A 13,409-nucleotide genomic window follows, 5' to 3' on the forward strand; every position below is an offset into this window, starting at 1 on the left:
TTTTCAGACTTTTCTTATTTTGTCAGCACACTGACAGCAAAAAAAGAACTGACAGAAATTCTATCAGTTCTTTTTTGCTCTATCAATAGCCATGTGAACCCATCTGAACCATTTCTATTTTTTCTTCTTCATGATTCAGATGCTTTTTGGCTGTTGCCATCATGAGACGAATGCGGTTCAGCTGATTGACAGAAGAAACTCCAGGGTCATAGTCGATTGGAGCAAGGTTTGCCCCTGGATATTGACGGCGGAGTTCTTTGAGCATCCCTTTGCCGACGATGTGGTTGGGCAGGCAGCCAAATGGTTGTAAGCAGACAATGTTCATCACATCTTTTTGGAGCAGCTCAATCATTTCGCCCGTTAGGAACCAGCCTTCTCCTGTGTGATTTCCGATGGAAATAATTTCCTCGGTATTGGCAGCAACATCATAAATCGACTCGATTGCGTCAAAGCGATTGGAATTTTTGAGGGCTTTGTTCATTGGCTTTTCTAGCATATTGATAATACCTATGAAGGTTTTTGCCATGAGTTTATTTTTCTTGGCAAAGCCGATTTCGTCGGTTTTCCAGATTTGATTGTAGAGGCTGTAGTTCATGAAACCAATCAAGTCAAGGACGACTGCTTCGCCGCCTTCTTCTTCGATGATGCTGACGATGTCGTTATTTGCCGTTTTGCTATATTTGACAAGGATTTCGCCGACAACGCCGACACGCGGTTTTTGGACGTTGAGTAGCTCGATCGCGTCAAATTCGCGGACGATTTGTTTGGCATTTCGGTTAAACTCAAAGATAGAGGCAGACTCGACATTGTGGCGAGCTTTTTCGAGCCATTTGGCGTGCAATTCATTGGCTGAACCTGCGACTGCTTCGTAAGGTCGCGTGCGATAAACGACGCGCTCAAAGAGGTCACCGTAAAGCACGGCTATCATAAATCGTGTCAAGAGTGGCACGGTAAATTTAAAGCCTTTTTCCGTTCCTTGATTGCCCATAGACAAACTGACAACAGGAACTTGAGGAAATCCTGCATCAATCAGTGCTTTTCTGAGCAATGGAATATAGTTGGTCGCACGGCAACCGCCGCCTGTCTGTGTCATCATGACGGAAGTGTTGTCCACATCGTATTTGCCTGACTGGAGCGCTTCGATGAGCTGACCAATCGTGATAATGGCTGGATAACAGCTATCATTATTGACAAATCTCAGACCACTATTGACCGAATTTTGCGTTTCTGGCAACGACACTACGTTGTAGCCAGAGGCAGAAAAGGCGGCATCAATCAAACCTTCTTGGTGAATCGGTGACAGCATAGGTAATAAAAGCGTATGTTTCTTCGCCATTTCTTTTGTAAATTGTGGCGTTTCTGGTACGAGTTCTGTCATTTCAAGTGTTGCTTCCACATTATGACGTTTCCGCTCCGAAACCGCCGCTTTGAGCGAACGCAGACGGATACGAACCGCGCCCATGTTTGAGCCTTCGTCAATTTTGAGGACGGTGTACAGTTTGTTATGCCCACGCATGATTTCTTCAACTTGGTCAGTGGTGACAGCATCAAGTCCACAGCCAAAACTGTTGAGTTGGACGAGTTCGAGGTTTTTATTTTTGCAGACGACTTGCGCCGCAGCGTAGAGACGGCTGTGATAAACCCACTGATTGACGACGCGCAAGCCCGAAACTTCTGTCAGGTGGCTGATGGAATCTTCTGTCAGCACATGAAAACCTTCTTGAGTAATGATGTCAGCAATGCCATGATTGATTTCTGGGTCAAGATGATAAGGACGACCCGCCAGCACAATCGCTTTTTCATTGTTCAGATTGATTTGCATGAGCAGCTCTTCGGCTTTGTCGCGAATGTCTTTTTTGAAATTTTCGAGTTCTTCAAAGCCGTGTTTGACCGCTGAGCGCACTTCGTCAGTACTGACAGAAATCCCAGAAGCACTCAGTGCTTTATAAATATTGTCAGCAACACTATCAAACTGTGCCAGATTGATAAATGGATGAATATAGGCAACTTCACCATCACGAATTTCATCAATATTGTTCTTGATGACTTCTGGATAAGACTGCACAATCGGACAGTTGAAATGATTTTGCGCATTTTTTTGTTCTTCTTGTTCAAATAAAACAGAAGGATAAAAAATCGTTGGTACGCCTTGATGAATCAATGCCTGAATATGTCCATGTGCCATTTTCGCCGGATAACAGACCGTATCCGAGGGAATCGTTTCAATGCCTTGCTCAAAAAGTGCCTTATCTGATTTTGGTGACAGAACAACTCGGAAGCCTAAATCCGTCAACATCGTGTGCCAGAGTGGATAATTTTCGTACATATTTAGCACGCGCGGAATGCCGATTTCGCCACGGGTTTGCTTTTTCTTTGATAGACTGTGGTAGCGGAACAGTTTTTTGTATTTGTAATCAACCAGATTGACTTTTTTGTCTTTCTTTTCGATTTTGATTTGAGTGGCTTTTTCTGCGCCCCGTTCACAGCGATTTCCTGTGACAAATTTGCTGCCGTCATTGAAAACCGTGAGCGTCATTTTGCACATATTTTCGCAAAGCCCGCAAGTCATAAATTCTTTATGCGTTTGAAAATCTGTCAGTGCTGACAGCCCCAAAATTTCTGACTTTTTGCCTACAATTTCATGATCAAGTGATATTAAGGCACAACCGTAAGCGCCCATCAGTCCTGCGATACTTGGGCGGACAACTTCACGTTCAGAAATTTTCTCAAAAGCACGCAACACCGCTTCGTTATAGAAAGTGCCGCCTTGGACAACAATTTTCTTGCCGAGTTCTTCGGGGCGTTTGACCTTGATGACTTTGTAAAGCGCATTTTTGATGACAGAGTAGGACAATCCTGCGGAAATATCGCCGACCGTTGCTCCTTCTTTTTGCACTTGTTTGACTTTTGAATTCATGAAAACGGTGCAACGTGAACCCAAATTAACTGGATGCTCAGCAAGCAAGGCTTTCCCAGCAAAATCACGCACATCATGCTTCAGCGAATTTGCAAATGTTTCGATAAATGAGCCACAGCCTGAACTGCAGGCTTCATTGAGCTGAATACTTGACAGCGCACCGTCCCGAATCCGCATGGCTTTCATATCCTGACCGCCAATATCAAGAATGAAATCCACGCCAGGATTGAAATAATCCGCCGCCTTGTAATGCGCCATCGTTTCCACTTCGCCCATATCAACATGAAGTCCCGCCTTGATTAAGTGCTCGCCATAGCCCGTTACCGTTGACTTTGCGATATACACATCAGCTGGCAATTTGCTATACAAGTCTTTCATCACAGCAATGACAGACTCCAGCGGTTCGCCATTGTTTGAGCCATAGTAGTCGTACAAAATATTGCCGTCGCCGTCAATCAAAACAAGCTTTGTCGTCGTCGAACCTGCGTCAATCCCCAGAAAAGCTGCGCCATGATGGGCTGACAGCGCTTTGTAACTCGCTTGCGCCTTGGCATGACGGACACGAAAAGCATCAAGTTCTTCTTGATTCTCAAAAAGTTTGTCCATCGTGTCTTGCGGAATCAAGTTGTCCGAGTCATCTTGCTCCAAACTTTCTGTCAGCTGGCTGACAGACTTTTCAGCCGTTTCGTCAGATAATGCCGCACCCATTGCGACAAAAAGCTGCGGATTTTCAGGGAAAATCACGTCTTCGTCAGACAAATCCAGCGTTTCAATAAAGCGTTTACGCAGTTCACTCATGAAATAAAGCGGACCGCCAAGAAAGGCAACTTTGCCTTTGATTTTTCGTCCAGAAGCAAGCCCAGCAATGGTTTGATTGACCACGGCTTGAAAGATTGATGCTGCAATATCCGAGCGCGCCACACCTTCATTGAGCAAAGGCTGCACATCAGTTTTTGCAAACACACCACAACGGCTGGCAATCGGATAAATCTTTTCATAGTCTTTCGCCAATTCATTGACACCATTCGCATCAACTTTGAGTAACGCTGCCATCTGGTCAATGAAAGCCCCTGTACCTCCCGCACAAGTCCCATTCATCCGTAATTCCTGCGTACCACTGTCAAAAAAAGTCATCTTGGCATCTTCACCGCCCAGCTCAATCATGACATCTGTTTCAGGAATGAATTTTTCAATCGTAATACTACTTGCAATAACTTCCTGAATAAAAGGAATATCTAAAACTTCCGCAAGCCCCATGCCACCAGAACCAGTAATCGCAAGAGAAAACGTACAATCTCCATATTCTTCTTTAAAGTCGGTCAATACCTTGATTGTTGCCTGTTTCACATCCGAAAAATGACGGTCATAACGGCTAAATAGCAATTGATACTGCTCATCAAAAACAACTAACTTTACTGTTGTAGAACCTACATCTATCCCTGCTTTATACTTATTTTCCATTCTCTATCCTTATTTTTCTTGAGCCACCAGATTTTGTTATGCTACTTTTTATAGTTTACCTTGTTCTTTGTTATTTCTGAAATAATATCTAAACAGCTTGTTGATTATCTCATCTGTTCTTAATTTTACCATTTGTCAACCTTTTTGCAACCAGCAAAAAGCCCGTGGTTGTCACATAAACAACGTTCCTAGGCAGGCTGTTGATTATGGAAAATCTATTTGACATAAATGACAAAAAAATTTTACTTCATTGTTAAATGACATTAGTCAAAAATTAAACTATAATAGTATTAGTTGATATTGTGTGAAAAATCCGACAAACCCATCAATAGATTCTATCACTAGTAGAATTCCTTTTGTGAAGCAGACAACACTTCTTATAAGATAAGTTTTGTCACAATAAGAAAGAATGATTTTATGGTTAAAACCGATGATTTACGCGTAAAAAGAACCCGAAAGCTGATTACTCAAGCTTTTTTCGCTCTATTACGCAAGAAAAAATTTGAAAAAATTTCCATTCAGGAAATTGCGGACTCTGCGATGATTAATCGTGCTACTTTTTATGCGCACTATGCTGACAAGCAAGATTTATACGATAGCCTAGTAGATGATTTTCTGACGAGCTTCACGACAATCTTGGATGAAGAAAACCTCGTTGATGGTAGCAATGTCCATGTCAAAGAAATCGAAACAGTACTGACACGCTTTTATGAATTTGTCAGAGAAAATCCCGAACTTGCGCAGATTATTACTGATAGAGCGCACGAACAAAGCTTGATGGATCGCTTTTTAGAAATCCTATCTGAACGTTATGCCGAACTTTTCGAAAAATTGGAAGTTCGCGAAAGAGATGTGATTGTTCCTAACGACTTTGTCATTTCCTATATCAGTTCAATCTTAGTCGGAACTTTAGACTGGTGGGTCAATTCCTCAAAACAAATGAGTGCCAAAAATTTTGCTCACCTCATTATCAAGCTCATTTCCAACGGACATCTTACCGTGCTGGGCGTTAACATTAATCGTGAAAGCTAACAGCATAATCAATCAAACCAAAACTTCTGTCAGTATACTGACAGAAGTTTTTTTACTGATAAAATCTCTTGTCACTTCATTATTTGTTTAAATTAATTTATATTATAATGATTATAACAAGCCTAATACTAATTCAAATTGAGTTCGCCCTTTAGAAAGTTGAAATTTTTAAAGATAGCGCCACTCATCTTAAGGAGAATTTATAAAATGAAAGTAATCATTATCGGAGCCTCTCATGCTGGAATCGCCTGTGCAAGACGAACACGAGAAGAATTTCCAGATGCACAAGTCATTATTTACGAAAAACAAGAACAAATCAGTTTTGTTTCCCAATCCATTCCCATCTACTTGATGGGCAAGGACGACTTACTAAAAAATGGTGGATATGCAACAGTTGAAAGTTTGTACGATGAAGGAATTATTGTAAAAACCCAAACGATTATCAGAAAAATTGATACAGCAAAAAAACAAATCTTTTTCACTCAAAACAACTCTAACGAAATTCACAGCACTTCCTATGACAAACTCGTCCTTGCGGTCGGTTCTTATCCCGTATTACCAAACTTTAGTGGAAGTTATCGCGATAAAGTTTACACCGTAAAAAACATCTCCGATGCCAAAAATATTGCTCAACTCATTGGAAAAGCAAAAAAAGTTATTGTCGTTGGTGCAGGATTCATCGGAGTAGAAATTTCACAAATTCTTGCAAAACGAGGACTTGAAGTCACACTTGTCCAAGCCCATCACTACATCTTAAATAAATACCTTGATGAAGTGCCCGCCCGAAGTATTGAACGTATGCTCGAAAAAGAAGGGGTCAAGCTTTCTTTATCCACTTATCCTACAAATATCACCGAACCAAATCAACCAACTCTCGGTTCAGCTATCACCCTTTTTACAAACAATGATAAAGTCTTTGAAGCTGATGCAATCATTTATTCCACAGGATTCCAACCAAATACTTTCTTACTCAAAGGTCAAGCAGAATTGGGCGAACGAGGAGCAATTGAAGTTGATGAATATATGCAGACTAGCAGTCCCGATGTCTTTGCCATAGGAGATTGTGCGACATCAACCGTCTACCGACTAAAAGGCACTCACTATCTGCCTCATGCTGCAGAAGCTTTACGTCAAGGAGAAATCGCCGCAATCAACCTTGCAAAACCTATTTTGAAACTTCGTCCATCGCAAAATACTTATAATATGAATCTAGATGAACGATCAATTTGCTCTGTCGGTATGACAAAAACAAGCGCAGAACAAAACGGCTATAAATGTGGCATCGTAAATTATAGAAATACCTATTTGAACAGTGATAAATATATCAATGCTTATATGGTTTATGAAAAAGAAACTCATCAGATTCTCGGATTACAAATTGAAGGGACATCCCCCGAGATTCCTTCCTATTCCGATTTAATTTCTCTAGCTATTCAATATGATTTAACCGCTGAAGATTTAGAATTTTCCGATTTTTACTTTAAACATAGCTACAAAAATCCCGGAGGAATTATTCGTCCATTGGTTAAACTGATTAGAAAAGAAGATACACAATCCCATTAGTTTTCATATACCACTTGCACAAACACAGTTGAACTTCTAATACTGTTTAACTTTTAAACCTATACCGCAAGCCACCTCTTGCGCTTGACGCAATGCGTCAAGGTTACAGATAAGAAAAGCGTTGCTTTTCTCAATCGTCGCAAGGCAGTATATCTACAGTTCATCTAATAATTTTACTGCGTAAAATTAAAGGTGAATTAGTATAAAAGTTCCCTTTAGAAATCAGTAAAAATTTAAAAGTGAGCTAATATAACCTAACGAAAGGAACACAAATGTATGAAGGAGACTTACAATATTGTTATAAACTTCTAGAAACGATTAATGACTTGGAAAAAGTAAATCATAAGCGAGGAGATTTGCAACGAAAACTTGAACATAAAGCATTACACTCACAAAGCTTCTATGCCTGCATCATTGCATTGATTCTCCCTCTTTTTCTTGTTACTTTCTCCTCACTTACAGCTCTAGGTATCATTCCAGTTAACTTTATAGGACAAGAAATTACTCTTGCAATCCCTCGACTGATTGGTGTCCTCATTATTTCGATTATGATTTTTCTAGTAAGTGACCTGATACTTACCTCTATAGGGCGCAAATATTTTATGACCTCTTCCAAAAAATACTGGGCAAAAAAGATAAAATTAACAGATTGCGAATTTGAACTCAATAAGGAGTCATCGAATATTTTCAAAAATTCTGTCCTAGCTGAAAATCGCTTAGAAGACAAATACCTTTCTTCACAAGGAGTTATCATGCTAATCCGTTATTTTGAAACAAACCGTGCTTCTTTCCTTGACGAAGCTGTCTATATGTTGGACTTGAACATTGAAAATTCACAACACGGAGTTTCTCCACTCGAATTAGAAAATATCATACAAAAAGAGCGCAAAATCCTTGAAGCTGCAGAAATATTCTAATCCTTAGTTTGGCGCAATGTGTCAAGGTTGCGGATAAGAAAAGCGATGCTTTCCCCAATCATCGCAAAACAATATATTTGCAGTTCAGCTACTAGATCTGCATTAGTATAAGATAACGTTACGTAAAGTCATAAAAGATAAATTCTACTAATAATAAAAAAAGCCACGTCAGATTGCGGCTTTTTTATTACAAGATTTTGTGCTTCACCTCAAAATAAAAGATTCAGCAAACAGCGACCTCACGTTCTTCGTAGAGCCTTCAACGCAACAACATTGAGCATATAAAGTAGCAAGACAATGGCAAAAAGTATTCCCAAATCGAAAGAAATTTGACTAAATCCCATTCCTTGCTTAACTACTTTCACAAGTGCATCTACTGCATAGTAAAGTGGCATCAAATGCGCCAACCATTGCAAAGGTTGACTCATCGTATCAACATTGATAATTCCCGAAAACAAAAACTGAGGAACGATGGCAATCGGAACAAATTGAATAAATTGAAATTCTGTTTTGGAAACAGCGGATAAGAGCAAACCAATCATCAAAGCAATCATCGCAATTAGAAGATTAATCAAAATAACCCAACCAAAATGCCCGACTACTTTCATTTGGAGAACATATTTTGCCCATACTAATACAAGGAGTGTCTGAACAACAGCAAGAAAACCATAAGCAACTGTATATCCAGCAACAATCTCACTCCGTTTGACAGGTGATACCAGCATCCGAGTCAAGGTCCCAGAAGTTCGTTCATTAACTAGACTGATACCACTAATAAGAAATACGAAGAAGAATACAAAGAAAGAAACTAAAACCGGAGCAAGATTATCAAAAGGATTGAGTTTACTTGTTCCATAAAGGTAATGACTTTCAATACTCATCGCTTGTACTTTAGGTAGTTCAAAACTAGAATTTCCTGCGCTAGAATCCTGTTTTTTAAGCGTATTTTGCAGTACTTGGGGATTGGCACCTGCCTTTACTGCTACATCAATTAATTCTTGTGTTGCTTTTTGAGTGGCAGTTTGAGCCTGTTCTACTGCATTTTCAACTGTTTTTTGTATTTGCGCCTGAGTCCTCTTTCCCTGTGTCAATTGGACAAGCCCGTTCAAAACGCTTGATATAACCTGAGTTTTCCCTGTATCGGTATTAGTATAAGTCACATCTATTTTATGGTCTTGAACGGTTATTACTGCGTCCAGATTTTTATCATTTAATGTTTGCCGCTTACTATTTTCAACTTTTACAATTGTGAGTTTATCATTCTTTTTTAGTTGTGTGACGAGCTGCGCATCCGCTGGTAAATGCTTTGTTGTTTCCGTTGTTTGATTATCAATACCTACGCGATAGTTTACATTTGAGGGAACTTGCAAAAGTAAGTACATCAAGCTCAAAATCAATAGTGGAGCAACAAAAAGTAAAGCTAGACTCCGCTTATCTCCTTTTCTTTGGAGAAGAATTCGTTTAATGATTGCTTGTATTCTCATTTGTCAACCCCCATATTTTTTGAGCGTTCTAGTTCTTGCCCCGCTTTTATAAAGACTTCCTCAATACTTGTTGCATCATATTGAGTTTTAAGCTCTACTGGTGTCCCTTGTGCTACAAATTTACCATCACGTAGGAGTAAAACTTGATTACACCTTTCAGCTTCATCCATGACATGAGTTGTTACCAAAATTGCTTTCCCTTTTGCAGCTTGCTCACGTAGCTCATCCCAAATATCACGGCGAAGTTCAGGGTCAATCCCAACAGTTGGTTCATCTAGTAAAATCAGTGGGGCATCTGCCGTAAGAGCAATTGCCAAACTCAATCTTCGCTTCATCCCTCCAGAATATCCACTGATTCGTTTATCTAAATCTGCTGTCAAATTCACAATTTGCGCCGATTTTATCATCTTTTCAGCCAAGTCTTTTTTTGATATTCCTTGAAGACTTCCGAAAAACTCAAGATTCTGGCGGCCAGTTAGCTCTGTGAAAAGAGCATCTGATTGGGCCATAAAACCAATCTTAGCCATAATCTGCCGATTAGGGATTTCTTTACCAAAAATTTTTATTTCACCAATATCTGGCTTTACCATCCCTAAGAGTGCATTGATAAAGGTAGATTTCCCAGCGCCTGAAGGACCAATAAGTCCTACTATCTCTCCCTTTTTAAGCTCCAACGAAAGTTGATTTAAGACTGGCATTTTATCAAACTTTACTGTCAGATTTTTTACAGAAACTGCATTCTCCATATTCTTTCTCCTTGCAAAAGATGTGACGTGTGCTCTTCCAAAGTGATGAATTCTATCTGTTTTCACACACTTTAAGCGCTCCGAACTCATTCAAGGTGTGAAATATTTGCATAAAATCATGCAAATTACTATCTGGTACTTTGCTCCTCAGAAGCAAAAAGGCAACTGATTTACACTTTTAGAATCAATATCATCAATGCATAAGCTTGCCACTTTTATTTCTCACTCATTTCTTAATCGAAAAAATAAATAAGCCAAGTAAATGAGTGAGTGCTCACTCACTGTTTATTTTTTATTATAATCTGCACTTTCTTTTTTGTCAAGAATTAAACTCTTAATGCTTTAATGAGCAATTGACTCACATACTTTGTTTCTTCTTCAAGCGTTCTGCAGTCAAGTCCTATCAGTATTTTTCCAAAATAAGCAACAATTATGCCAAAAGCCATCTCAAAAATAATATCATGAGGTAAATTAACCATCTTGTTTTCTTTTTGAAGACGGTTTATTGTTGGGATAACCAACTTTTGAAGTTGCTCTCCAAAAAACGATTTAACTTGTGTCACAAATATCGAATTTGTCAAAAGTTGTCCGAAAAGCAGCTTTATCTCTTGAAAATTATCGTGGATATAGGTCATCCGATCCACTACCAGAGCGTTGATAAAATCTTCTAATGTTTCATATTCAATATTAAACGCACTATCAGCAAATTCATCTGCCATTGCGTCTAACGTTCCCTGAAACAAGGGAGCAAGTACGGCAACTAACAGTTCTTGTTTATTTTTAAATTGTTTATAGACTGACCCAGATGCCACTCCTGCTTCTGCAGCGATTTGAGCAGTTGATGTCGCTTCAAAACCCTGCGATGCAAAAAGTTTTAACGCTGCGCGTAAAACTAACTTTTGTCGCTCTGTAAGATGTTCGAGTTTATCTAAAGTTTGCTCATAAAGTGTAGTAATTGTTGATTCTGTCATTTTTTCTCACTTTCTTGATTTTATTGTACTCAAAAATGAGTGACTGCTCACTCATTATTATATCACTTTTTTAAACTTTCAATTTCTTCTATTGTTAAAATACGGTAATCTCCTAGCTTTAGATTTTTATCCAATTTTAGATTGCCCATTCTTATTCGTTTAAGGTAAAGAACGTACATTTCTACGGCTTCAAACATTCGCTTAACTTGATGAAATTTCCCTTCGTGGATAACAATGCGAATCTCACTCATCCAGCCACTTTGCGTGTCACTTTCATACACTTTTTCTGAGTAAAGCTCGCCTGGTTTCACTTTTTCTCCATTTTTTAGAGTCAAGCCTGTTGCAAATTTATCAATAATTTCATTTGTCACTTTTCCATCAATTCGCGCGAAGTATTCTTTCTCCACGTGCTTTTTGGGCTGAGTCAGATCATGACCTAACGCACCATCATTGGTTAAGATAAGAAGCCCTTCTGTATTTTTATCCAATCGTCCAACAGGAAAGATATCTTCACGAAAGTCTTTTTTATCTAGTAGCTGGACAACTGTTTTAAAAATATTATCTTTCGTAGCTGATACAACGCCTTGGGGTTTATTCAACAAATAATAATAAAACTCCTGATAAATGAGCGGTTTCCCATCAAAACAAACTTCAACTGAATTTTTATCAACTTGAAAACGCCCATCTTTTTGCACTTGGCCAGCAACAGTCACTAAACCTTTTTTTAATAAAATCTTGACGCTGCTCCGTGTTCCGATTCCTGCTTCTGCTAAAAATTTGTCTAATCTCATAAGAATATTATACAGGAAAATCTTTGTCAGTGTACTGACAGATTCATTTTTACTCTGTCAGTAAATTTTTTGGTAAAAGTCCTCCTCAAATGGTTAAAAATAATGTAAAATAGAACTATGAGCTTAACACAAGAATTTGATACAATCGCGGCGATTTCAACGCCGCTTGGTGAGGGAGCGATTTCCATTGTTCGACTTTCGGGAACAGATGCTCTCATTATTGCTGACAGAATTTTTCGAGGAAAAACGCTTAAAAACGTTGCTTCACACACGATAAATTATGGACATATTTTTGAAAACGATACTTTGATTGACGAAGTTATGGTGTCTGTCATGCGTGCTCCAAAAACATTTACGCGCGAAGATATCGTTGAGATTAATACTCACGGCGGGATTGCTGTGACACAAGAAATTTTGCAGGTTTTATTGCGCAATGGTGCCAGACTAGCTGAACCTGGTGAATTTACAAAGCGTGCCTTTTTAAATGGGCGTATGGATTTGGCACAAGCTGAGTCCGTGATGGATTTGATTCGGGCAAAGACAGATAAGGCAGCAAATATCGCTGTCAAACAACTAGATGGTTCACTTTCTCATTTGATTAACAGTATTCGCAGAGAAATTTTGGAAGCTTTAGCGCAAGTTGAGGTCAATATTGATTATCCTGAATACGATGATGTAGAAACAATGACTTCACAAATGTTAGTGGAAAAAACTGCTCATTTTGAGCAACTTTTGCGTGGGTTACTCGCAACAAGTAGACGTGGAAAAATCCTCCGTGAAGGGTTGAAAACCGCAATCATTGGACGACCAAATGTTGGAAAATCTTCACTTCTCAATCAACTTCTTCGTGAAGAAAAAGCGATTGTAACTGATATTGCAGGCACTACAAGAGATAGCATTACTGAATTTGCTAATATTGGCGGCGTCCCTTTAGAGTTGATTGACACTGCGGGAATTCGTGAAACTGATGATGTCGTTGAAGCGATTGGTGTTGAACGCTCAAAAAAAGCACTCTCCGAGGCTGACCTTGTCTTGCTAGTGCTTAATGCTTCAGAGCAATTGACAAAAAATGACGAAGAACTCCTAGAACTGTCAGCAAATACTAACCGAATCATTTTGCTTAATAAAACTGATTTATCTGAAAAAATTGAGATTGACAAACTTCCTGTAGACTTCATTCGTATTTCTGCCCTAAAAAATGAAAATCTAGATGCCGTTGAACAAAGAATTAACAGTATTTTCTTCGCAGGCGAGATTGAAGCCGCTGACGGAAATGTCCTATCAAATGCGCGTCATGTTGCACTCGTTGAAAAAGCACTGTCAGCACTGACAGAAGCTAATAATAGTTTATATCAAGGACTTCCCGTTGATTTAGTACAAGTTGACATCACGCGCTGCTGGCAACTTCTCGGCGAAATTACTGGCGAAGCCGCACCAGATGAGCTTATCACGCAACTTTTCTCGCAATTTTGCCTTGGTAAATAAAAAATACTGACAGAAATTTCTGTCAGTATTTTTTATTTCGTC

Annotated in this window: 9 protein-coding genes; 4 read left to right on the forward strand and 5 right to left on the reverse strand. The window is 39.1% G+C overall.

Annotated features, from left to right (window positions below):
- Nucleotides 1-82: 82 nt before the first annotated feature.
- Nucleotides 83-4,378 (reverse strand): 2-hydroxyacyl-CoA dehydratase, encoded by a 4,296-nt coding sequence (locus tag D7I46_RS09815; RefSeq protein ID WP_120772736.1) that lies wholly within the window; start codon nucleotides 4,376-4,378, stop codon nucleotides 83-85.
- A 417-nt stretch (nucleotides 4,379-4,795) separates the two neighbouring features.
- On the opposite strand from D7I46_RS09815, the gene D7I46_RS09820 reads away from it, so the two are divergent.
- The 3 genes from D7I46_RS09820 to D7I46_RS09830 all read left to right on the forward strand — a co-directional run bounded on the left by D7I46_RS09820 (nucleotide 4,796) and on the right by D7I46_RS09830 (nucleotide 7,890).
- The gene (locus D7I46_RS09820) at nucleotides 4,796-5,410 is read left to right on the forward strand and encodes a TetR/AcrR family transcriptional regulator (protein ID WP_120772737.1); all 615 of its coding nucleotides are present in this window, start codon (nucleotides 4,796-4,798) and stop codon (nucleotides 5,408-5,410) included.
- Between the two features lie 207 nt (nucleotides 5,411-5,617).
- Nucleotides 5,618-6,973, forward strand: coding sequence for an NAD(P)/FAD-dependent oxidoreductase (locus tag D7I46_RS09825; RefSeq protein ID WP_120772738.1), 1,356 nt, complete (start codon nucleotides 5,618-5,620; stop codon nucleotides 6,971-6,973).
- Between the two features lie 272 nt (nucleotides 6,974-7,245).
- The gene (locus D7I46_RS09830) at nucleotides 7,246-7,890 is read left to right on the forward strand and encodes a hypothetical protein (RefSeq protein ID WP_120772739.1); all 645 of its coding nucleotides are present in this window, start codon (nucleotides 7,246-7,248) and stop codon (nucleotides 7,888-7,890) included.
- Between the two features lie 239 nt (nucleotides 7,891-8,129).
- On the opposite strand, the gene D7I46_RS09835 is transcribed toward D7I46_RS09830, so the two are convergent.
- From D7I46_RS09835 to D7I46_RS09850, 4 genes are all read right to left on the reverse strand, one after another.
- Nucleotides 8,130-9,374, reverse strand: a complete 1,245-nt coding sequence (locus D7I46_RS09835) for an ABC transporter permease (protein WP_120772740.1) — start codon at nucleotides 9,372-9,374, stop codon at nucleotides 8,130-8,132.
- Nucleotides 9,371-10,120, reverse strand: a complete 750-nt coding sequence (locus tag D7I46_RS09840) for an ABC transporter ATP-binding protein (protein WP_120772741.1) — start codon at nucleotides 10,118-10,120, stop codon at nucleotides 9,371-9,373. Before D7I46_RS09840 ends, D7I46_RS09835 begins: the two co-directional genes overlap by 4 nt.
- Nucleotides 10,121-10,446: 326 nt before the next feature.
- A complete protein-coding gene (locus tag D7I46_RS09845; protein WP_120772742.1) occupies nucleotides 10,447-11,091 on the reverse strand; it encodes a TetR/AcrR family transcriptional regulator in 645 nt (214 codons plus the stop codon).
- A 62-nt stretch (nucleotides 11,092-11,153) separates the two neighbouring features.
- Nucleotides 11,154-11,882, reverse strand: coding sequence for a pseudouridine synthase (locus tag D7I46_RS09850; protein ID WP_120772743.1), 729 nt, complete (start codon nucleotides 11,880-11,882; stop codon nucleotides 11,154-11,156).
- 117 nt (nucleotides 11,883-11,999) lie between these two features.
- Between D7I46_RS09850 and mnmE the strand changes: the two genes are divergently transcribed.
- Nucleotides 12,000-13,367, forward strand: coding sequence for a tRNA uridine-5-carboxymethylaminomethyl(34) synthesis GTPase MnmE (gene mnmE, locus D7I46_RS09855; protein ID WP_120772744.1), 1,368 nt, complete (start codon nucleotides 12,000-12,002; stop codon nucleotides 13,365-13,367).
- Nucleotides 13,368-13,409: the final 42 nt, after the last annotated feature.

It is taken from the genome of Lactococcus allomyrinae (assembly GCF_003627095.1).
In the GTDB taxonomy this organism is placed as follows: domain Bacteria; phylum Bacillota; class Bacilli; order Lactobacillales; family Streptococcaceae; genus Lactococcus; species Lactococcus allomyrinae.

Excerpts from the sequence above, each read along its gene's own strand:
- D7I46_RS09815 (WP_120772736.1), bottom strand. The coding sequence starts at position 4,378 with ATGGAAAATAAGTATAAAGCAGGGATAGATGTAGGTTCTACAACAGTA.
- D7I46_RS09820 (WP_120772737.1), top strand. The coding sequence starts at position 4,796 with ATGGTTAAAACCGATGATTTACGCGTAAAAAGAACCCGAAAGCTGATT.
- D7I46_RS09825 (WP_120772738.1), top strand. The coding sequence starts at position 5,618 with ATGAAAGTAATCATTATCGGAGCCTCTCATGCTGGAATCGCCTGTGCA.
- D7I46_RS09830 (WP_120772739.1), top strand. The coding sequence starts at position 7,246 with ATGTATGAAGGAGACTTACAATATTGTTATAAACTTCTAGAAACGATT.
- D7I46_RS09835 (WP_120772740.1), bottom strand. The coding sequence starts at position 9,374 with ATGAGAATACAAGCAATCATTAAACGAATTCTTCTCCAAAGAAAAGGA.
- D7I46_RS09840 (WP_120772741.1), bottom strand. The coding sequence starts at position 10,120 with ATGGAGAATGCAGTTTCTGTAAAAAATCTGACAGTAAAGTTTGATAAA.
- D7I46_RS09845 (WP_120772742.1), bottom strand. The coding sequence starts at position 11,091 with ATGACAGAATCAACAATTACTACACTTTATGAGCAAACTTTAGATAAA.
- D7I46_RS09850 (WP_120772743.1), bottom strand. The coding sequence starts at position 11,882 with ATGAGATTAGACAAATTTTTAGCAGAAGCAGGAATCGGAACACGGAGC.
- mnmE (WP_120772744.1), top strand. The coding sequence starts at position 12,000 with ATGAGCTTAACACAAGAATTTGATACAATCGCGGCGATTTCAACGCCG.